Origin of the sequence: Actinacidiphila yeochonensis CN732 (assembly GCF_000745345.1) — a bacterium.
GTDB lineage: Bacteria > Actinomycetota > Actinomycetes > Streptomycetales > Streptomycetaceae > Actinacidiphila > Actinacidiphila yeochonensis.
Genome location: NZ_JQNR01000005.1, coordinates 4,047,865 through 4,068,714, shown reverse-complemented (window position 1 = coordinate 4,068,714; position 20,850 = coordinate 4,047,865). Strand labels below are relative to the sequence as shown.

15 protein-coding genes, 1 pseudogene and 1 riboswitch are annotated in these 20,850 nt (G+C 75.6%); of the genes and pseudogenes, 8 read left to right on the top strand and 8 right to left on the bottom strand.

Features of this window, described 5'->3' with window-relative positions; all coding sequences use genetic code 11:
* Positions 1 to 200: 200 nt before the first annotated feature.
* Positions 201 to 713 carry a TetR-like C-terminal domain-containing protein gene (locus tag BS72_RS28505; protein ID WP_051951781.1) on the bottom strand — a complete coding sequence of 171 codons (513 nt, stop codon included), beginning with the start codon at positions 711 to 713 and terminating at the stop codon, positions 201 to 203.
* 313 nt (positions 714 to 1,026) lie between these two features.
* Here BS72_RS28505 and BS72_RS28500 point away from each other — a divergent pair, with 313 nt between their 5' ends.
* Positions 1,027 to 1,761: an SDR family oxidoreductase gene (locus tag BS72_RS28500; protein ID WP_037914667.1), complete on the top strand. Its 735-nt coding sequence runs from the start codon at positions 1,027 to 1,029 to the stop codon at positions 1,759 to 1,761.
* An 81-nt stretch (positions 1,762 to 1,842) separates the two neighbouring features.
* Here the strand turns inward: BS72_RS28500 and BS72_RS28495 are convergent, their stop codons facing one another.
* The 3 genes from BS72_RS28495 to BS72_RS28485 all read right to left on the bottom strand — a co-directional run bounded on the left by BS72_RS28495 (position 1,843) and on the right by BS72_RS28485 (position 5,634).
* Positions 1,843 to 2,802, bottom strand: coding sequence for a nitrilase-related carbon-nitrogen hydrolase (locus BS72_RS28495; RefSeq protein WP_037914666.1), 960 nt, complete (start codon positions 2,800 to 2,802; stop codon positions 1,843 to 1,845).
* A gap of 217 nt (positions 2,803 to 3,019) precedes the next feature.
* Positions 3,020 to 4,315, bottom strand: coding sequence for an ergothioneine biosynthesis glutamate--cysteine ligase EgtA (gene egtA, locus BS72_RS28490; RefSeq protein ID WP_037914663.1), 1,296 nt, complete (start codon positions 4,313 to 4,315; stop codon positions 3,020 to 3,022).
* 128 nt (positions 4,316 to 4,443) lie between these two features.
* Positions 4,444 to 5,634, bottom strand: a complete 1,191-nt coding sequence (locus BS72_RS28485) for an argininosuccinate synthase-related protein (RefSeq protein ID WP_037914660.1) — start codon at positions 5,632 to 5,634, stop codon at positions 4,444 to 4,446.
* Positions 5,635 to 6,124: 490 nt separating this feature from the next.
* Between BS72_RS28485 and BS72_RS28480 the strand changes: the two genes are divergently transcribed.
* A complete protein-coding gene (locus tag BS72_RS28480; RefSeq protein WP_037914658.1) occupies positions 6,125 to 6,811 on the top strand; it encodes a hypothetical protein in 687 nt (228 codons plus the stop codon).
* A gap of 19 nt (positions 6,812 to 6,830) precedes the next feature.
* Here BS72_RS28480 and BS72_RS28475 read toward each other — a convergent pair whose 3' ends face one another.
* The gene (locus BS72_RS28475) at positions 6,831 to 7,649 is read right to left on the bottom strand and encodes a class I SAM-dependent methyltransferase (RefSeq protein WP_037914656.1); all 819 of its coding nucleotides are present in this window, start codon (positions 7,647 to 7,649) and stop codon (positions 6,831 to 6,833) included.
* A 536-nt stretch (positions 7,650 to 8,185) separates the two neighbouring features.
* On the opposite strand from BS72_RS28475, the gene BS72_RS28470 reads away from it, so the two are divergent.
* Positions 8,186 to 9,187, top strand: a complete 1,002-nt coding sequence (locus BS72_RS28470; protein WP_037914654.1) for an aldo/keto reductase family protein — start codon at positions 8,186 to 8,188, stop codon at positions 9,185 to 9,187.
* Between the two features lie 656 nt (positions 9,188 to 9,843).
* Positions 9,844 to 10,260, top strand: coding sequence for a phosphatase PAP2 family protein (locus BS72_RS37555; protein WP_198545971.1), 417 nt, complete (start codon positions 9,844 to 9,846; stop codon positions 10,258 to 10,260).
* 89 nt (positions 10,261 to 10,349) lie between these two features.
* Here the strand turns inward: BS72_RS37555 and BS72_RS28460 are convergent, their stop codons facing one another.
* Complete coding sequence (locus BS72_RS28460) at positions 10,350 to 11,645, bottom strand: transglycosylase family protein (protein ID WP_037914653.1); 1,296 nt, start codon at positions 11,643 to 11,645, stop codon at positions 10,350 to 10,352.
* A 164-nt stretch (positions 11,646 to 11,809) separates the two neighbouring features.
* Between BS72_RS28460 and BS72_RS28455 the strand changes: the two genes are divergently transcribed.
* The 4 genes and pseudogenes from BS72_RS28455 to rho all read left to right on the top strand — a co-directional run bounded on the left by BS72_RS28455 (position 11,810) and on the right by rho (position 18,375).
* Positions 11,810 to 12,811, top strand: coding sequence for an LLM class flavin-dependent oxidoreductase (locus BS72_RS28455; protein ID WP_037914652.1), 1,002 nt, complete (start codon positions 11,810 to 11,812; stop codon positions 12,809 to 12,811).
* A 312-nt stretch (positions 12,812 to 13,123) separates the two neighbouring features.
* Positions 13,124 to 14,422 (top strand): D-alanyl-D-alanine carboxypeptidase family protein, encoded by a 1,299-nt coding sequence (locus BS72_RS28450; protein WP_037914650.1) that lies wholly within the window; start codon positions 13,124 to 13,126, stop codon positions 14,420 to 14,422.
* 106 nt (positions 14,423 to 14,528) lie between these two features.
* A complete protein-coding gene (locus tag BS72_RS28445; RefSeq protein WP_037914647.1) occupies positions 14,529 to 16,655 on the top strand; it encodes a restriction endonuclease in 2,127 nt (708 codons plus the stop codon).
* Positions 16,656 to 17,206: 551 nt separating this feature from the next.
* Positions 17,207 to 18,375 (top strand): annotated as a pseudogene (gene rho / locus BS72_RS28440) (transcription termination factor Rho).
* Between the two features lie 120 nt (positions 18,376 to 18,495).
* On the opposite strand, the gene BS72_RS28435 reads toward rho, so the two are convergent.
* Positions 18,496 to 19,320, bottom strand: coding sequence for a M23 family metallopeptidase (locus BS72_RS28435; protein WP_037914644.1), 825 nt, complete (start codon positions 19,318 to 19,320; stop codon positions 18,496 to 18,498).
* Between the two features lie 4 nt (positions 19,321 to 19,324).
* Positions 19,325 to 19,476: riboswitch (cyclic di-AMP (ydaO/yuaA leader) on the bottom strand.
* Positions 19,477 to 19,883: 407 nt separating this feature from the next.
* A complete protein-coding gene (locus tag BS72_RS28430) occupies positions 19,884 to 20,567 on the bottom strand; it encodes a GNAT family N-acetyltransferase (RefSeq protein ID WP_232792552.1) in 684 nt (227 codons plus the stop codon).
* Between the last annotated feature and the right edge of the window lie 283 nt (positions 20,568 to 20,850).

The following is a 20,850-nucleotide window of genomic DNA, read 5'->3' as shown; positions in this document are numbered from 1 at the left end:
GGCGGGCCCGCCGCCGCCCCGTCCGGCCGCGATCCCGCCCGTGACCGCGCCCGCGACCACGATCAGGGCGCCGGCCAGCGCGACCCACCTTCCCCGCACCCGGTTCCGACCGCGCCCCCACCGAAGACCCATCCTGTGATCCTAGTTCGCCCCCCCGGCGCCGCCCGCGTACCCCCACGCCGCGCCGCCGCGGGCCGGGTTCAGCCGGCGGCCCCGGGGGCACCGGCGGCGACGCCGTGCAGGAGGTTGTCGACCAGCTGGGCCGCGAACTCCTCGGTCAGCGGCAGGTTGGGAAGCAGCAGCCGGTGGTAGCAGGCGCCCCACAGCTGGTCCACCAGCACCTGCGGGTCGACGCCGGCACGGAGCTGGCCACGGGTCTGGGCACGGCGCATGGCGTCCACCGCGAGGTCGCGGCGGGGTCCGGAGTAGCGCTCCAGGAGCGCGGCGGAGAGGTCGGGGTCCGTCTGCGCCTGCCCGACGAGTTCGGCGATGACCCGGCCCGCCTCCGTCTCCGAGAGCAGCCGGACGAACGCGCGGACCTGCGCCGTGAGATCGGCCGCGATGTCACCGGTGTCGGGGAAGGCCAGGGTGGACTCCACGCCGTGGAAGTAGCCGTCGAGGGCGAGCGTGCCGCGGGACGGCCACCACTTGTAGATCGTCGTCTTGCTGACCGCCGCCTCCTGGGCCACCCGTTCGATGGTGAACGCGGCCATGCCCTCCCGGAGGAGCAGCGCCCCGCGGCGGTGAGGACCTGGTCCCGCACCTCGCCCGCGGGCCGCCGCCCCCGGCCGCGCCGTACCGGGACGGGCGTCGGTTGCTCCGGGCCCTGGGTGTCCGGCACCTGTTCCGCCGCTCGCGCCTCCGCCGCCCGGCCTTCCGCCGTGTGGGCCCGTTCCGCCGGCTCCCGCATCAGCCATCCCCTCGCCTCGTCGATGAACACTCACTGTGACATATGGACGCCGCGTCCACCATCTGCTTATATGAACCAAGCGTTCATTACCGAACTCGTCGAGAGGCGGAATTCCGATGTCCCACGCCCCACGCGTCGCCTTGGTCACCGGAGCGTCCGGCGGCATCGGCCGCGCCGTCGCCGAACGGCTGGCGGCGGACGGCATGGCGGTCGGCGTCCACTACGCCGGCAATCCGGCCGCCGCCCGGGAGGTCGTGGACGCCGTCGGGCGCGCCGGCGGCCGGGCCGTCGCCGTCCGGGGCGACGTCGCCGACGAGGCAGCGATGGCCGAGGCGTTCGACACCGTCGAGAAGGAGTTCGGCGGCCTCGACGTCGTCGTCAACACCGCCGGGGTGATGACGCTCGGGCCGGTCGCCGAGTTCGACCTGGAGGCCCTGGACCGGATGCACCGCACCAACGTCCGCGGCACCTTCGTCGTCGCCCAGCAGGCCGCGCGCCGGCTCCGGGCGGGCGGCGCCGTCATCACCTTCTCCACCTCGATCACCCGCCTCGCCGCCCCCGGTTACGCCGCCTACGCCGCGAGCAAGGGTGCCGTCGAGGCGATGACGCTGGTCCTGGCCCGTGAGCTGCGCGGGCGCGACATCACCGTCAACGCGGTGGCCCCCGGCCCCACGGCCACACCGCTCTTCCTCGACGGCAAGGACGAGGCGACGGTCGAACGGCTGGCCGCCCAGGCCCCTTTGGAGCGCCTGGGCACGCCCGAGGACATCGCCGAGACGGTCGCCTTCCTCGCCGGCCCCGGCCGCTGGGTCAACGGCCAGGTGCTCTTCGCCAACGGCGGCATCGCCTGACGGCCTCCCCCGCCGCCTCCGCCGCGCCCGCCACCCCCGGGCGTCCGGCACCGCGCCCGCCCCGCCGCGCCGCCCCGTCCCTCACGGCGCGCCGTCAGGGCCTTCGGGGGGCGGGCCGGACCAGCGGGTGCCCGGGTGGGGGTGGGCGTCGACGTGGAGGGTGAAGACGTCGGGGCGGGAGTAGTGGCCGTGGGCGTCGAAGTCGAAGCGGGCGCGGGGGAGTTCGGCGAGGTCGAGCTCGGCGGTGAGGATGCCCTCGGCGTCCCGCAGGGGGCCGGCCAGGACCTCGCCGAGCGGGGAGACGATGACGCTGCCGCCGTTGATGAGGACGGTCCCGGGGGCCTCGCCCTGGACCGGGCTGACGTCGGGCGGCAGTTCGGCGCGGGTCAGGAACTGGTTGGCGCACAGGACGAAGCAGCGGCCTTCGAGCGCGACATGGCGCATGGTGGCCTGCCAGGCGTCGCGGTGGTCCACGGACGGAGCGCACCAGATGTCGACGCCCTTGGCGTACATGGCCGCCCGGAACAGCGGCATGTAGTTCTCCCAGCAGATGCCGGCGCCGAGGCGGGCCGCCCCGGTGTCGACGACCGGCATGGTGGACCCGTCGCCCATGCCCCAGATGAGCCGCTCCGCGGCGGTCGGCATCAGCTTGCGGTGCTTGGCCAGCAGCCCGCCGCGCGGGCCGAGGAAGAGCGCCACGCAGTAGAGCGTGCCGCCGGAGCGCTCGACCGCGCCGGTGACGATGTGGACGCCCAGGTCCTGGGCGAGCGCGGCCAGGGCGTCGGTCTCCGGACCGGGTACGTCGATCGCCGACTCGAAGTAGCGGCGGAACTCGTCCCGGCCCGGACGGCTGCGCTCGCCGACCGTCACGCCGAAGGTGAGCCCTTTCGGATAGCCGCCGAGGTACGCCTCGGGCAGCACCACGATCCGCGCGCCGCCGGCGACCGCCTCGGCTATGGCCTGTTGGGCCTTGGCGAGGGTGCGCGGGGTGTCGAAGAGGTACGAGCCGACCTGGACGACGGCAGCGGTCACGCGGGACATCCACCTGGCTCCTTCACGGCTTGTCGGCGGGGCTGTCGGCGACGCCTGGCGGCGCCATCGCCGGCGCCCCCGGCGGCGCGGCTACCCGTAAGGCTGCCCGTGCGGCCTTCCGCCCAGTCGGGCCCGTGGTCCCCCGCTCGCCCCTCCGCCCGCCCGGCCGGCGTCATCCCGTCCGGCGTCGTCCCGGCCGTCATGGCGGCGAGCGTCATCGCGGCCGTCATCGCGCGGCCGCCGCGACGAGCAGGTCGTCGGCGGGGCAGCGGGCGCGGGCCACGTAGCGGTCGGCGAACTCGGCCACGGCCGCCTGGAGGTCCGGCAGTCCCATCCGGGACAGGGCGGCGACGGCGGCGGTGAAGCAGGCCAGCGCCGCGCGCTGGAGCGGCGGGTCGGTGAGGCCGTGGCGGGCGGCGCGCAGCCACAGCGCGTTGCGCGGGGCGAGCGGGCCCTGCGGCACGGTGAGCTGCCGCACGGCGTCCTCGGCCGCGTGCGTGGCCTGGACGTCGTCGAAGAGCGCGGCGGTCAGGGCGAGCGGCACGACCCAGCCGTCCGCGCCGGGCTGGGCGTCCATCATCCGCAGTTCCAGATAGCCCTGCGGCCGCACCGGCGGGAACATCGTGCCCAGGTGGTAGGCGAAGTCGTCCAGCGTCGGCGGCCGGCCGGCGGCCGAGTCGGCGCCGCCCTCGATCCACTGGCGGAACGTCATTCCGGGCAGCAGGGACCACGGTCCGTTCCCGTCGGCGCCGCGTACGCACATCACCGCGGCGTCGAGCGCGTACCGCGCCCATCCGGTCCGCGGCTCGGTCCCCGGGGCGGCGGCCGCCGCGAGCGTGCGCGAGGGGTCCAACCGCGCCCAGACGGCCTGCCGGGTGGACCGCCAGCCCGTCGGACGGCCCGCCGCCATGGGCGAGTTGGCGAACGAAGCCACCAGCACCGGTCCCAGCAGGTGCGCCAGCAGCCAGCGCCGCCGGTGGCCGAGCGGTCCCGGCTCGGCGGTGCCCGCGTCCACGGACACCTGGACCGAGGCCGAGGCCCCCATCATGAAGCGGCCGGCCGGGGAGAAGGAGTCGAAGAGGCGCTCCATCGCCTGGTAGCGGGGCAGGTGCAGCATGGCGCGCTGGGGCTGCCGCCACGGGTCGATGCCGAGTCCGGCGAGCGTGTAGCCGTACGCCGACAGGCCGTCCCGCAGCACCCGCAGATCCTCGCGGACGTCCGCGACGCACCGGGCCAGCGAGGGGGCCGGAAGGGAGCTCAGCTCCACCTGGCCGCCGGGTTCGCGGCTCAGCGCGGACCCCAGCGGCAGCCGCGAGGAGGTGGAGACGGACTGGAGCGCGGCGCTCAGGCGCGACTCGTCCACGGGGAACGCTCGGTCGCGGACGTCCTGGACGAGCCATTCCAACTCGACGCCGACGAGTCGCGGCGGCCCGGTCCGCAGGCACGTCTCACTCGCGTACCGGGCGCATTCCTCGGCGTCGGCCGGTGACAGCGTGGTTGGTGTCGTGGTGCGCTGAGGCATGGTGCGGACCTCCGGGGGTTCCGGGGCGGGGGCGTCGGGGCGGGGGTGTCCGATACGGGCGGCGCCGACCGCCGGTGCCGGTGGTGGCACCGGCGGCACAGGGGCATGCGGCGGGGCCGGCGGCCCGGTCACAACTGGCCGTACGCGGAGCCCTCGATGCGGATGGACTCCTTCTCCCACGCCTCCCGGTCCCGCAGATAGGCCGGGCGGTCGGCGTGGATGGCCCTGGTCTCCGCCGCGCCCACCCGCAGCGACCAGCGGACCGAACCGTCCACGCGCATGGCGCAGGTGTCCATGAACGACTGCACGGCGTGGCGCAGTTCACCGAACCAGCGGCCCTCCAGGGCCTCGCGCACCCACAGTTGCTCCAGGTGCATCTTCTCCCGCATGGTCTCGGCGCCGAGCGTCGCCGACTCCACCTGGCGGTAGGAGCGCAGCAGCAGGGTGGCGGCCGGCATCTCGCGGATCTCCAGCACCTTCTCGCCGTTGTCCAGGTGCTCAAGGCCGGTGTAGCGGCCGATCCCGTAGCGGCCCGCCCGGACGTTGAGCGCCGCGATCAGCTCCTGGAGCGGCATGTCGGCGCCGTCGAGCGAGGTCGGGGTCCCCCCGGTGAGGCCGATCTCCACGACGTCCTGGGGGCTGTCGTTGCGTACGGCGCTCCACCGGTACATGTCCTCGGGGATCTCGTGGTTCTCCGGGTCGTCGAGGACGCCGGACTCGAACTCGCGGCACCACAGGTTGGAGTCGCCGCTCACCACCCGCTCGCCGAGTTGTTCGAGGCCGACCTCCTTCAACTCCCGTATCTTCTGCTCGCGGTCGACGGGGTCGAGGTCGTACGGGCTGCCGTACCAGCCCTTGAACCCGAGCAGCGAGAGGCCGCCGTTGAGCCGTCGCAGCGTGTTCTGCGACCGGTTCGCGGTGTGCAGCACCGCGCAGGCGTCCAGCTCGCGGGCGAGGCCGAGGGCGAGCCTGGCGATCAGCGGGCGGCTGAGGCTGGAGCTGACCGGATGGGTGTCCAGGTAGACGGCCTGCGCCGCGATGGCCGGGCGGAGGAACTCCTCGGCGAACGCCTGCCGGCCGTCCAGGATGTGCAGCCGCGCACCGAGCCGCTCCGCGATCAGGCGCTTCTCCTCGCTGGTCTCGTCCTCTCCCAGGTCGATGCTGACCGCGTGGACCTCGCGGAACCCCGCCTCCGCGAGCCGGTACAGCAGATAGCTGCTGTCGAGGCCCCCGCTGAAGAGCGTGACGACCGGGCGGGCGGGGTCGAGATTGTCTGCGGTGATCTGCTGGAACGAGCGGATGAGCTGGGCGTGCCTCATATACGTCCCTCCGAACCCACTGCTGCTGCATCGGACTCGACCGAGAGAAAATGAAGAAGGGGGAATCGCCGGAAATCGGCCACGTGCATCACCCTAGCCGGGTCGCGGCGGCACGGCCATTCGGCGTACGGGCAACCCCCGCGGAGAATTGCACGGGCTCATTTCCCGGCCCGCCCCGGCCTATCCCGGCACTCACCTGGGAAGCACCTACGCCCATATGTGCACGCGAAAATCCGGCAGGCCGCGTACGGTTCCACTCCCCGCACAAACGGGAGCATGGTTGCCAACCCACTCCCTCGACGCCGGGCCGGAAAAGCGTGAATGCGCAACTTCGCGAGGACGGCACATCCCATAGAGAGCCGAACTAAAAAACCAGGGGATTTACCCGGAGCCCCGACGGGTGCGCTCACCCTGCGGGGAAAGGGCGCGCCCCCGGGGAAAGGCCCGTCGGGCGGCCCGGGGTGTCCGAGGGGCGGGGTAGCGTCGGGGTGTGGCGAGAGGGTTGACGGGCGCGCAGCAGCGGGCCGTGGCGGAGTCGGAGGCGGCGACCGGGCGGGTGTCGGCTCGGGAGCAGGTGTGTGCGGCGCTGGTGAGGGCGGGGTTCGCGGTGCGGCACGGGCGGGCCGGGCACCAGGCGGTCTACCTGACGCAGGACGGGCTGCGGCTGCGCGGCGAGTTGCTGAGGGCTGCCGTCGCGGCGGAGCCGGGCCCGGCGGCAGGGGAGGGCGGCGCGGCAAAGCCGCCGCGGGACGGGGAGGCCGGAGGCGGCGGGTTCACCGCCGACGACGGGTCCGGGGCCGTCGTGCCCGGGGCCGGGCGGCAGCGGGAGGTGGCCGCCGCGTGGGCGGGGCTGGTGGAGATCCGCCGGGTGCTGGGCGACGGCCGGACGGAGCTGCCCGCCGGGTGGGAGGCGGAGCGGCCCGTGCACGCGGTCGCGCTCGCCCTGGAGGCGCACGGGGTGCCGCCCGCCCGCGCGGGCTCGCCCGGGTACCTGGTGGCGGAGTCGGCCCATCCCGGACTGACCGGGCTGACGGAGGTCGCGTGGTCCGAGGCCGGTTCGGCCGCCGCCTCCCTCGCGCGGATCGCCGAACTCCTCCCCCGGCTCGGCTGGCAGGCCACCGCGCACCGCACCCGGGCGGGAGTCTCCTTCCTCCTGGCCTCGCCCCGCCAGCGGTGATCCGGCGCCCTCGGCGGGCTCACCTCGTGCCCGGCACCGGGGCGGCCGCACCGCCGGGCTTGCGGAAGAGCGCGGTCCGCAGGAACGGCTCACCGAAGTACGGGGAGTCGGCCGTCTCGTCCCGCATGACGCGCTGCTCGACCTCGTCCAGGTCGGCGAAGACGTACCGCAGGTCCGCCTGGCTGTAGGCGAGGCCGCCCTCCAGCCCGGCGCGCTCGTAGAAGGCGCGGTCGGGCAGCTCCGAGCCGGTCTGCCCGTCGGTGAAGCAGGTGAGGGCGAAGTGGCCGCCGGGCGCCAGGACGCGGTCGAGCAGCGCCAGGTAGCTGATCCGGCGGTGCGGCGGCAGGTGGTGGAAGCAGCCGGAGTCGTGCACCAGGTCGTAGGGGCCGTCCAGTTCGGAGGGCGGCAGCGCGAACGCGTCCCCGCACAGCAGCCGCAGCCCGGCAGCGGACGGCCCGAGAGCACTCGGTGTGTCGCGCGCGCCGGGCAGCCGGGGCACGCCGGCCGCCGCCGCCCGCTCCTCGGCCCAGGCGACGGCGACCGGCGAGAGGTCGACCGCGTCGACGCGGAAGCCGCGCGCCACCAGGTAGAGGGCGTTGCGGCCGGGGCCGCAACCGAGGTCGAGGGCCCGGCCGCCCGCCGGGACCAGGCCCCGGTCGAGGTAGGAGGCGAGGTTCTCGTCCGGCTTCCGCACGAAGAACGGGATGCCGCGGGACCGGTCCGCGTAGAAGGCGTCCCACCAGGGCCCGGCAGCGGCCGTCCAGCGGTCCGCCGCGGGCGCGAACAGGCCGTCCAGCAGCCCCAGTACGTCGTCCACGGTGCGGATGCGGTGGTCCATGGGTACGGCTCCTCATCTCCTCGGCGTCCCCTCGGTGCGGGGATCGTAGGGCGGCTGCCGCGCACCCCGCACCCGGCCGCCGCGAGGGCGCAGCGCCCGGACGGCTCGCGGCGGGCCTGCCGTGCCCGGCCGGACCGGGCCCGTCCGGGTGCGGGGCGCGAGGGCCTCCGCAACGGGACGCCGGACCGTCACGGGCCCTTTCCGCCGGCCCGCCGGCGCACTTTCTCCGGCCCGTCCACGAGCCCGGTGAGGAACGGTGCGGCCCGCGGCCTTTGCCCGTCGGCCCGCCCCCCGTCCGCCGGCACCGGAACGTCCCCCCGCTCCCGTCCGCCGGCACCGGAACGTCCGCCCGCCCGGCCCGGTACCGCCCGTATCACCGCACACCCCCGCCGAACCGCACCGAACCGCACCGACCCGTGCCGACCCGCACCAACGGGCCCCGACCCTCCCAACCCGCCCCGACGTGCTGCGACGCGTCGTACCGCCGCGCGCACCTGCCGCCGCCGCCGGCACCGCGACGAATTAGAGTCCTCCGCATGGAATACCGTCACCTCGGCCGCAGCGGCCTTTTCATCAGCGAGATCGCCTACGGCAACTGGCTCACCCACGGCTCCCAGGTGGAGGAGGACGCCGCCACCTCGTGCGTGCGTGCCGCCCTCGACGCGGGTATCACCACCTTCGACACCGCCGACGTCTACGCGCAGACCCGGGCGGAGTCCGTCCTGGGCCGCGCGCTGAAGGGCGAGCGCCGGGAGGGCCTGGAGATCCTGACCAAGGTCTTCTGGCCGACCGGCCCCGGGCAGAACGACCGCGGCCTGTCGCGCAAGCACATCATGGAGTCGATCGAGAACTCCCTGCGCCGCCTCCAGACCGACCACGTCGACGTCTACCAGGCGCACCGCTTCGACGTCTCGACGCCGCTGGAGGAGACGATGGAGGCGTTCGCCGACGTCGTCCACTCCGGCAAGGCGCACTACATCGGCGTGTCCGAGTGGACCTCGGACCAGATCCGCCGCGCGCACGCGCTCGCCCGCGAGCTGCGCGTCCAGCTGGTCTCCAACCAGCCGCAGTACAGCGCGCTGTGGCGGATCATCGAGGGCGAGGTCGTCCCCACCTGTGAGGAGCTGGGCCTCGGCCAGGTCGTGTGGTCGCCGATCGCCCAGGGCGTGCTCACCGGCAAGTACCTGCCGGGCCAGCAGCCGCCGGCGGGCTCCCGTGCCACCGACGCCAAGGGCGGCTCGGACATGATCAGCCGCTGGATGCAGGACGAGGTGCTGGAGCGGGTGCAGCAGCTCCAGCCGCTGGCGGCCGAGGCCGGGCTGAGCCTGGCGCAGCTCGCCGTGGCGTGGGTGCTCCAGAACCCGAACGTCTCCGCCGCGATCGTCGGCGCCTCCCGTCCCGAGCAGGTGACGGAGAACGCCAAGGCGGCGGGCGTGAAGCTGGACGCCGACCTGAAGGCGCGGATCGACGAGATCCTCGCGCCGGTCGCGGTCACCGACCCGCTCAAGGTGCACGAGAACGTGCCCGCCAAGCGCTGAGAACCGGTACCCCACCGCCGTCTCCGGGCCAGCCCCGGGGGCGGCGGTCCGCTTTCCGCCCCGCACGCCCGCACGCCCCCACTCCCGGAGCCGCGCCCCGTGCCGCGTGCGGCGCGCCGCCGCCGGCCGCCCGGGCCGGGTTCCGACGGCCCGGGGCGGGAAGGGCGTAGGGTGTGACGACAACCATGTAGACGGTCAGAACCCGCGCAGGCGCACCGGTCCCGCCGGGGTCCCGTGGGCGGTCGCGCGGCCGCGTCCGGGAGGACCGCGGGACCGTGTCCGCCGGGAGAGGAGCGGCCCGCACACCATGTCCCGTCCCGACCCGGCGCCCCGCGGGCTCCGCACCGCACCCGCCCGCGTGCGCCCCGCCCCTCCCGCGCCCTGCTCGCGGCGGCGGTGCTCGCCGCCGCCTTCGCCCTGGTGGCCTGGCTGGTGCTGGCCCGGCACGGCACGCCGTACGGCTTCGACACCGGCCCGCACCGCTGGTCGGTGGCGCACCGTCCGCACGGGTGGGTGACGGCCGCCCGGATCGTCACGCACGCCGGAACCGGGCCCTACCCCTACCTCGCGGCGGCGGCCGGCGGGCTGTTGGCGGGCGGGGGCGGACCGCCGGCCCGACGGCTGCTCGCCGGGCTGCCGGCCGCGCTGCTCGCGATGTGCGCGCTGCTGGCCGAACAGCTGGTACGCGGCGCCCTGATGACGGCCTTCCACCGGCCCGGCCCCCGGCGGCTGACTGGGCCGCGCACGCCGCCGGGTACGCGTTCCCGTCCGGGCACACCTCGTCCAGCGCGGTGGCGGCGGGCCTGCTCGCCTGGGGACTGCTGCGGGCCCTGCCGCCGGCAGCGGGCCGGGCGGGTGCCGCACTGTGCGTGCTCGCGGCCGTCGCGGTCGGCTGCACCCGCGTCTACCTGGGCGTGCACTGGCCGAGCGATGTCATCGGCGGGTGGCTGTTCGCCGGCTGCTGGCTGGCGCTGGTGCTGCCGCCGCTGACGGCGTTCGTCCGCCGGACCGGGCCGGCGGCTCCCTCGACGGTCCGAGCGGCCCGAGGGACGCGAACGGCACGAACGGCATGACCGGCCGGGACGGCTGAGCTCCCAGAGCCCCGGTTCGGACGCGGGCGCGCGGCCCCGCCGGACGGCCGTCCGGCGGGGCCGCGCGCCCGTCAGACGCTGACGCCGTGCGCGCGCAGGAACTTCAGCGGGTCGACGTCGTCGCCGTAGACCGGTCCGGTGCGGACCTCGAAGTGCAGGTGCGGCCCCGTCGCGTTGCCGGTCGCTCCGGAACGGGCTATCCGCTGGCCCTCGTTGACGTGCTGGCCGACCTTCACCGAGATCTGCGACAGGTGGCCGTACTGGGTGTAGTAGCCGTCGGCGTGCCGGATGACGATCTGGTAGCCGTAGGAGCCGCCCCACCCCGCGGTGACCACGGTGCCGGAGGCCGCCGCGTGGACGGCGGTACCGGTGCCGACGAGGAAGTCGACGCCGGTGTGGTAGCCGCTGGCCCAGCTGCTGCCGCTGGTGTGGTACCCCGTGCCGATCGCCGCGTGCACCGGCACCGTCCATCTGGAGGAGGCGGGCGCGGCGGTGTGATGGGTGGCCTTGGCGGCGGGCTTGGCGGCGGGCTTGGCCGCCGGTTTCGCGGCGGGCTTCGCCGCGGGCTTGACGGTCCTCGCGACGGTCTCGGTGCCCGCCTTCCGGGGCGCGGGCCTGGCGGCCGGCGCGGCGCCGTCGAGGGTGAGCCGCTGGCCGGGGAGGATCAGGTCGGGGTCGGCGCCGACGACGGTGCGGTTGTCGTCGTACAGCTGCGGCCAGCCGCCCTTGACCTCGTGGTCGGCGGCGATCTGCGAGAGGCTGTCGCCGGGGGCGACGGTGTAGCGCCCGCTGTCGGCGGCCTTCGCCGGTGCCGCGGCCTTCTTCGGCGCCGAGGCCGTCTTCGCGTCGCTCTTCGCGTCCGCCTTCGGCTCGGCCTTGGGCTGGGCCGTGGCCTTGGCCTTCGGCTCCGTCGTGGACTCGGACGCGGGCTTGGGCTTGGGCTTCGCCTTCGCGGCGGCGAGGTCCACGGTGTGCGAGGCGGTCGCGGCCTCCCGGGTCAGCCCGGCGCGCAGCGAGCACACCGGCCAGGCCCGCGGCCCCTGCGCGGCCAGCACCTTCTCGGCGACGGATATCTGCTCGGCCCTGGTGGCGAGGTCGGCCCGCGAGGCGAACGCGCCGCCGCCGTACGCCTTCCACGTGCTGGTCGTGAACTGGAGGCCGCCGTAGTAGCCGTTTCCGGTGTTGGTCTGCCAGTTGCCGGAGGACTCGCACTTGGCGACCTTGTCCCAGACCCCTTCGGACGCCGCGTGCGCGCTCGTGACGGCGACGAGCGGCAGGGCGAGGCCGGCCCCGCCGGCGGTGACGGTCAGCGACGCCTGGGAGACCCGGCTCGGACGGTAGCGGCGGTGGCGTCCGCGTAAGGCCATGACACGTGTCCTCTCCGGGACGGCCCCCTGGCGGGGGCCTGCGCGGCCGTGCACCCGGGCGGTCCCGGGCGGGCAAAGAGTAGGCCCGCCGCCCACCCCGCCACAAGGCCCCCCGCAACGCCACAGGTGGGATGAGGAGGAGCATCCCGGGCGTTGTCACCTGAGTGAGTTCCGTACTGCGTGACACCCCTTTCTCCGTCCTCGACCGGTCCCGCGTCCGGGAGGGCGCGGACGGGCCGGCGGCGCTGCGCGAGACCGTGGCGCTCGCCCGGGAGGCCGAGACGCTCGGCTACCACCGGTTCTGGGTCAGCGAGCACCACGGCGTCCCCGGGGTGGCCGGCTCGGCGCCCACGGTGCTGGCGGCGGCCGTGGCCGCGGCGACCTCCCGCATCCGGGTGGGCACCGGCGGGGTGATGCTGCCCAACCACCGGCCGATGGTGGTCGCCGAGCAGTTCGGGGTGCTGGAGGCGCTGTACCCGGGGCGGATCGACATGGGGCTGGGCCGCTCGGTGGGCTTCACCGGCGCCGTGCGCGAGGCTCTGGGCCAGGGCAGGGAGGCGGCGGAGGGGTTCGAGGAGCAGGTCGGCGAGCTGCTGGACTGGTTCGAGGGCGGCCCGGCCGCGTACCCGGGGGTGCACGCGTGGCCGGCGGAGGGGCTGCGCCCGGCGCCGTTCGTGCTGGCCACCGGGAGCGGCGCGGACCTGGCGGCGCGGCTGGGGCTGCCGCTGGTGGTGGGTGGCCCGCGCGGCGAGGACGCGCTGCTGCGGGCGGTGGAGCGCTACCGGTCGGCGTTCCGGCCCTCGGTGTGGGCGGCACGGCCGTACGTGGTGCTCTCCGGCACGGTCGCGGTGGCCGCCACCCCCGAGCGGGCCCGCCGGCTGCTGGTGTCCGAGGCGTGGTCGGCGGCCTGGTCGCGTACGCACGGGGAGTTCCCGCCGCTGGCCCCGTACGCGGCGGTGGCCGGGCGGGAGATGACGGCGCAGGAGCGGGAGCGGTTCGAGCAGGCGATGGGCGGGCACATCCACGGCACGCCGGAGCAGGTCGAGGCCGAGCTGGCGGGCCTGCTCTCCCGGTCGGGCGCCGACGAGTTCCTGGTCACCACCAGCGCCTACGACCGGGCGGAGCTGCTGGAGTCCTACCGCCTGCTGGCGGCGCTGCTGCGGTGAGCCGCGACGGGCAGAGGGGCTGACGCGGCGTCGGACGGCGAGGCGTCCGGGTGCGCCACCGTCTCCAGATCCCGCTCCCGGGAGCGCCGCTGACGGTCCGTCGGAGGTGTCCGACACTCTCGGAGCCCTGCCGTACCTGGCGGGGCGTCACCGTCCGCCCCCGGGGCGGCGACCGCGGCGAAGGCACCCGGCCGGCTCCCATGTGACGGCTCGTCCGATTGGCGGGAGCGGTGTCACCCGCACGCGCGGGGGACTCACCAGGATGGGCCACTTTGTCGCGCCTATGTGTCGATGCGTTCTTACGGTGACCACATGAACGCCTTCCGCGGGTCCCGCCGCCCTCTGCCGCGCCCCCTCGCCGCCGCCGCGGCCGGAGTGGCCGCTGCCTGCTGCCTGGCCGCGCTCGCCGCTCCGCCCGCGGCGGCCGCCGACGGCGGCGACGGCTCCGCGGCCGACGCGTCGTCCTCCCGGGCCGTCGGCGGCGCGCTGCTGGCGGAGCCGGGCGTGCAGGTGCGGCCCGAGGCGGACACGCCGTCCCTCCCCTCGGACCTGTCCGCGCTGTCGTGGACGGTCAGCGACGCCCGCAGCGGCGAGGTGCTGGCGGCCAAGGACGCGCACCGCGAACTGCCGCCGGCCTCCACCCTGAAGACGCTCTTCGCCGACACGGTGCTGCCGCGCTTCCCGGCGACGCTGCGGCACAAGGTCACCGACAACGACCTCGCGGGCCTGGGCGAGGGCAGCAGCCTGGTCGGGGTGCAGCCGGGGCAGACGTACACCGTCGCCGACCTGTGGCGCGGGGTCTTCCTCGCCTCCGGCAACGACGCGGTGCACGTGCTGGCGAACATGAACGGCTCGGTCGCGCACACCGTCGCCGACATGCAGGCCAAGGCGCGGATGCTCGGCGCGGACGACACCCACGTGGTCACCCCGGACGGCTACGACGAGCCGGGCCAGGTCTCCTCGGCCTACGACCTGGCGGTTTTCGCCCGCACCGGCCTGGCCGACCGGGACTTCGCCTCCTACGCGTCCACCAAGGACGCCCAGTTCCCGGGCGGATACGACGACGCCGGCAGCTACGTGCCGTCCTTCGGTATCGAGAACACCAACCGGCTGCTGACCGGCGCGAAGGGCGTCACGCCCTACCCCGGGCTGATCGGCGTGAAGAACGGCTACACGACCAACGCGGGCAACACGCTGGTGGCGGCGGCCCGGCGCGGCGGCCGCACCATCATCGTGTCGCTGATGAACCCGCAGTCCGGGGTCTACAACGCCGTCTACTCGGAGGCGTCCGAGCTGCTCGACTGGGGCTTCGCGGCGGCCGGCCGCACCACCTCGGTCGGCACCCTCAACGCCGCGCCCCCCGCCCACCCGGCGGACACCGCGACCGCACCGGCCGCCGGCGGGGCGGACGCGCGGGGGCAGTCGGGCCGGGACCGCCAGGACGAGACGTCGACGCCGACCGACCGCCCCCGCGAGGCGGCGGCCGGCAAGGCGGCCGCGCACGCCTCCACCGTTTCGACGGCCGCCTGGTCGGTGGGCGGCGGGCTCGTCCTGGTGGCCGCGGCCTGCGCGATCCTGCTGCGCCGGCGCTCGGCGGGGAAGGGCCACTGACCCACGGGGAGAGGAGGTACTCTCGGTGATCGGCGACCGGGCCGGGCGGCGGCGGATACCGGCGGTCGCCAGGTTCCGAGGGTGCCGCCGGGGGGAGCAGAGCCGCATGAGCCGTCATCAGAGCGGGCTGGTGTCCACGTGGGCGGAGATCCAGCGGCAGCAGCAGCGGCAGGCTGAGGCCCAGCGCCGCGCCCGGCTCCAGCAGCAGCGCACCGCCGAACGGCAGCAGCTGGCCGCCGAACGGGCCCTGGCCCGCTCCCGGCGCGAGCAGCAGGCCGCCTACCGGGAACGGCGTGAGCAGGAGGCCCGGCGCCGCACCGAGGCGCTGGCGCGCCACTCGGCCGAGCTGGCCGGGCTGCTGCGGGCCGGCTGCGCCGCACCGGCCTTCTCCCCCGCCTCGCTCGAACTGCCCGAACGGGTGGAGCCGTTCGCCCCCGGCCCGCTGGCGGTGCCGGTCCCGATGCCGCGCGAGGAGGCGTACCCGGCGCGGCGGGCCGGATGGGGGCTGGGCGGCGGCCGCGAGCAGCGGGCGGCCCGCGAGGCGTACGACCGCGACCTGGGCACCGCGCGGGCCGCCGAGGCGGAGCGGCAGGCCAGGCTGGCCGACTACCGCGGCCGGTACGAGCGCTGGGCCGAGCAGCGGCTGGCCGAGATACGCCGGCACAACGCGGGGGTGCGCGAGTCGCTGGCCCGGGTGCGGCGCGGCGAGCCCGAGGCCGTCGAGGAGTACCTGACCGCGGCACTGTACGCGTCGCCGGCCTTCCCGGAGGTCCTGCCGCGCCAGTTGGCGGCCACCTACGAGGGGCCGGAGCGGCGGCTGGTGCTCAACTGGGAGCTGCCGGCCTTCTCGGTGGTGCCGCAGACGGCGCTGGTGCGCTACCTGCCGGGTGCCGACCGGGACAAGGAGACGGCCCGTCCGGTCACCGAGCGGCGGGCGGCCTACCGGGACCTGCTGGCGCAGGTGATGCTGCTGGTGCTGCACCAGGTCTTCGCCGCCGATCCGTTCGGGCTGCTGGAGTCGGTGGCGCTCAACGGCTTCGTGGACGACACCGATCCGGCCACCGGGCACCGCGTCCCGGAGTTCCTGGCCACGGTGGCGGCCTCCCGGACGGCCTTCGAGGCCGTCAACCTGGCGCAGGTCAACGCGGTGGACTGCCTGGTGGACGGGCTCGGCGGGCAGCTGTCCGCGCGGCCGGACCGGCGGGCGGCGGTGGAGCCGCTGCGGGTGCCGGGCGGCGCGGGCCGGACGGTCGCGGCCCACGGCGGCGGCGAGGAGCCGGACCTGCTGGCCATGGACCCGCTGGAGTTCGAGGAGCTGGTCGCCGAGCTGTTCCGGGCGATGGGCATGCACGCGGTCACCACCGTGCGCTCGGGCGACGGCGGGGTGGACGTCGACGCGCTGGACTCGGACCCGATCCGCGGCGGGCGGATCGTGGTGCAGGTCAAGCGGTACCGCAACACGGTCTCGCCGAGCGCGGTGCGGGACCTCTACGGCACCGTGCAGGACCAGGGCGCGATCAAGGGCGTGCTGATCACCACGTCGGGCTTCGGGCCGACCTCCCACGCCTTCGCGGGCGGCAAGCCGCTGACCCTGGTGTCCGGCACCGACCTCGTGAAGATGCTCCACGAGCACGGCCTGGCCGGGCGGTTGGGCCCGGCGCCGGGCGCGGCCGCAGCGTCGTCGCCGTCCGGCGCCGAGCCGGACGGCGGCCCGGACTCCGGGCCCGGGGTGGACGACGAGCCGGACGCCAGCGTGCTGGGCCTGCGCTGGGAGGGGGCGGTGGCGCTGGACGTGTGCGCGCTGGTGTGCGCCGGCACCCGGGCGCTCGGCGACGACTGGTTCGTCTTCTACAACAACCCGCGCACCCCGGACGGCACCGTGCGGATGATGCCCGGCACGGGCGGCGACCGGGCCGCGGTGTGGGTGGACTTCGACCGGCTGCCCGCCGCGGCGGACCGGGTGGTGCTGGTCGCGGCGATCGACCCGGAGGTCGACCCGGCCGCCGACCTGACGGGCTTCACCGGCGCGGCCGTCCGGCTGACCGACCCCAGTGGCGCGGAGGCCGGCCGGCTGGCGGTCTCCGACGGTCGCCCGGGCGAGACCGCGCTGGTACTGGGCTCCTTCCGGCGACGCGCCGGCGGCGACTGGGACTTCGTGCCCGGCGGCAAGGGCTACGAGGGCGAGGGCGGCCTCGTCGAGCTGGTGCAGGAGCACGGCATCGAGGTCGACTGACCGCGCGCCGGGCTGAACGGCCCCGCCCCCCGGGCCGGGATCGGCTGGTACGTCGGGTACGGCGGTACGCGGCGGGTACGGCGGGGCTGAGAGGGGTCCCGGGACGGGGTGGGGCGCGGGGCCCGGCGCGGGGCCCGGCACCGGCGCCGGCCCGGAGGGGCTTGAGGCGCGCACACATGGCGTGCTATGCTCCTCTCGGAGACGTAGGGTTTCCCTTTCTTCAGGGCCCGAACATCGCCGCCATCCCACCGCTTTCTGCGCGTCGTCCCGGATGGCCTCGCCTCTGTGTTTCTCCGAGGAAGCCCGTTCCCGCACCGGTGTGCCGCGCTTCGCGTACGCCCGGGTCCGGTCCGCCACGGCGGCTCGGCTCCGGCCGTGAGTCCGCGCCGCGGCAACCCTCCGGGGCCGCCGCCCGGCCCGCGGCCCGCGTGATCCCTCCGCACCCGCCGCGCCCTGCCGCTTCCCCCCTCCCGCGCTTCTCCTCCCTCCGCGGGCCGCCGGCCGCACCCGGCCGCCCCGCACACTCTTCCCGTCCGGAAAGGACGAACCCCATGACCGAAACCCTCGAACGCCCGGTGGCCGCACCGGCCGTCCCGCAGCGGACGGCCGGCGTGCTCGACCTCGGGCGCGACGGCCCCGGCCGGCTGCGCCGCCCGGACCTGCGCCCCGCGCCGGACGACCCGGCCGTCCCCGGGCCCTGATCGACCGGCACGGCCTGCGCGCCGGCGACCTCGTCGACGGCACCCTGTCTCGACCCGGCGCCCTCGCCGAGGTCCGCACCGTCAACGGGCTGCCACCCGACCGTTCCCGCCCGCGCTTCGCCGACCTGACGCCGGTTCACCCCGGCGAACGGCTGCGCCTGGAGAGTCCGCTGCTGCGCGGCCCGGCTGCCGTGACCGGTCGGCTGGTGGACCTGATGGCGCCGATCGGCAAGGGGCAGCGCGGCCTGATCGCCGCCCCGCCCAAGGCCGGCAAGACCGTGCTGCTCCAGACCCTCGCGGCGGCCGTCGCCGCCAACCACCCCGAGAGCCACCTGATGGTGCTGCTGGTGGACGAACGGCCCGAAGAGGTCACCGACATGCGCGCCCGGGTCGGGGCGCACGGCGGCGAGGTCCTGGCCTCCACCTTCGACGAGCCCGCCCGCCGCCACATCGCGCTCGCCGAACTCGCCGTCGAACGCGCCAAGCGGATGGTCGAGCAGGGCCGCGACGTGGTGGTGCTGCTCGACTCGCTGACCCGGCTGTGCCGGGCCCACAACACCGGCGCCCCGAGTTCCGGGCGCACCCTGTCCGGCGGGGTGGACGCGGCGGCGCTGCTCGGCCCCAAGCGGCTCTTCGGGGCCGCCCGCCGGGCCGAGGAGGGCGGCTCGCTGACCATCCTGGCCACCGCGCTGGTCGAGACCGGATCGCGCGCCGACGACTTCTACTTCGAGGAGCTGAAGAGCACCGGCAACATGGAGCTGCGGCTCGACCGCACCCTCGCACAGCGCCACGTGCACCCCGCCCTCGACCTGGCCTCCTCCGGCACCCGCCGCGACGAGCTGCTGCTCTCCCCCGCGGAGTCGGCCGTCCAGTACGGCCTGCGCCGCGCGCTGGCCGGACGGGACCCGCACACCGGCCTCGAAACCCTCCTGGAGCGGCTGCGGCAGACCCCGGACAACGCGGCGTTCGTCCGCCACGCCCTCGCGACCGTCCCGGGCGCCGCGTCAGCGGCCGCCTGAGCCGCCTCCCGAGCCGCCTCCCGGGGCCGGACGCGCCGGTGCCCGCCCGGTCGCGGGGACCGGGCGGGCACGTTCCGGCGTCAGGTGGCGCCGGGCGGGGTCAGACTCCTTCAGCCGGCCTCAGATGGTGACGCCGTGGCCGGCCATGTAGGCGACCGGGTCGATGTCGGAGCCGTAGTACGGCGTGGTGCGCACCTCGAAGTGCAGGTGCGGGCCGGTGACGTTGCCGGTGGCGCCGGAGATGCCGATCTCCTGGCCCTCGGTGACGGTCTGGCCGGCGGACACCAGCGGCGTGGTCAGGTGGCCGTACAGGGTGTACCTGCCGTCGGCGTGCTTGAGGATCACGTCGTTGCCGTAGGCGCCGTCGGCGCCGGCCGAGACCACGGTGCCGGCGGCGACCGCGTGGACCGGGGTGCCGCTGTTTACCAGGAAGTCGACGCCGGTGTGGGAGCCGCTGGACCACAGCGAGCCGGACGCCTTGTAGCCGGTGCCGATGGCGGCGTCGCCGACCGGCTTCATCCAGCCGGTGTTGACCGGGGTGGTGGCGGCGGTCTTGGCGGCGTGGATGGCGGTGGTCCTGGCGGCCGGCTTGGCGGCCTTCTGAGCCGGGGCCTTCGCGGCGTGCGCCGGGGCGCGCAGCGTCAGGATCTCGCCCGGGGTGATGACGGACGGGTTGGCGCCGATGACGGCCTTGTTCTCGGCGTAGAGCTTCTTCCAGCCGCCCTTGATGTGGTGCGCCCGGGCGATGCTCGCCAGGGTGTCGCCCTTGACGACCCGGTAGGTGGCGGGCTTGGAGTGCGCCGGGGCGGCCGTGTGGGCCGGGGTCGCCGCGTGGGCGGCGGTGCCGACCAGCAGCGGCAGGACGACGGCGGCGGTGCCGACGCCGGCGGTGGCGTAGAGGCGGGTGAGGCGGCGGGGCTTGCGGTTGCGGCCGTTTGCGGGCATGGGGAAACGTCCTCTCCTACGCCTGCGAGGTGAGCTGTCGGGTTCGGGCAGGAGATGCCCGGCCGGGCCCGTGGGCACGGCTTCACCCCGAGCCGTCCGGTGCGGACGGCGGCTTGCCTGTGGGTCCCCCGCTCCTGCCGTCGGTGGGTTGGATGCTCCCGCTGACCGGGCGGTGGCAGGATTCGGCGATCCGCCCGGCGGGTGCGGGCGCTTCCTCGGCCCGCTTGCTGATCGGAACCTAGGCGCAGCCGCCCGCCTCGGGCAAACCCCTCCCTTTCGGGCATCCACCCCCGCTGTCACCTGAAGCGACCGGTCGCGCACACCAGGTCGCCGCGGTGGCCACCCTCCGCGACCGCCCCCTCCGGATCGAGCGACGGATCGACGGTTCCGCCGCCCGCTCCGCCACCGTACGTACCTGCCTGGCGGCGTATCGCACCCTCTAGGTGATACCCCTCACAACGTGCCGCTTTGTCCCGTTTTGACGAGTGTTCGGATGGCCCGGGAGCCGCGATCGGCGGCGGTGCAACGACGCGGCGGGGCCTCGACAAACCACCACAAAAGGGTCAGAAGGTGCCGGCCTGGCCGGTGAGTCGGGAGTCGAGGACCCGGCTGAGCCGGTAGGCGACCGGACGGAAGCCGATCGCGGGGAAGTGCCCGGCCGCCAGCGGCGAGGCGGACGGCCAGCGCGCCGACATGTACCGGTGCCCGTTGTCGTAGGCCCAGGCGACGGCGGTGGCCAGCAGGACCCGGCTGATGCCCTCGCCGCGGGAGGCCGGCTCGACGTAGGTCTCCAGGAGTTCGACACAGGAGGCGGGCACCACCGGGTCGGGTTCGGCCGGCGCCAGCAGCACCATGCCGATCTCCTCGCCGCGCCGGGAGGCGATCCAGGCGGCGCAGCGCGGGTCGCCGAGCGCGCCGGCGTACCGCACCCGCAGTGCGGCCAGCGCTGCCTCGGGCTGCGGCTGGAAGGTCGCGGTGCCGCGCTGCCGGCGTGCCGACTCGGCGGCCATCCGGCCCACCTGCGGCAGGTCGCCGGGGCCGGCCCGGCGGATCACCATCCCGTCCACCCCGCGCGGCTGCCGGCCGCGGGCCTTGACGGCCATCAGCCCCTGCACGAGCTCCCGCCCGAAACCCAGGTCGGACCACGGGGTGGTGGCGGCGTCCCCGGCCGGGACGTCGACGTAGTGCACCAGCCGCCGGTCGGCGACCAGGCGCTGGGCCACCCGCGCGTAGAGGGCGCGCAGCACCTCGCTCTCCCGGCCCGAGGGCAGCGCGTGGCCGCCGTGCGGGATGTGCGCGGAACGGGGGTGGCTGCGCAGCGCGGCGGGATCGTCGGGGCCAGGTCGAGCGGGACCGCCGCGAGGTGGCCGACGAGGTTGCCGTCGCCGTCCAGCGCCCGGCACGCCTCCAGGCCGGGGGCGCCGGCCAGCCGCTCCAGCAGGGTGTCGCCGCGCACCGGGCCGTCGGCGAGCCAGGACCGCTGCGAGGGAGGACGCCGTGCGCGGGCGAACCAGCGGTCGTAGCGCTGCG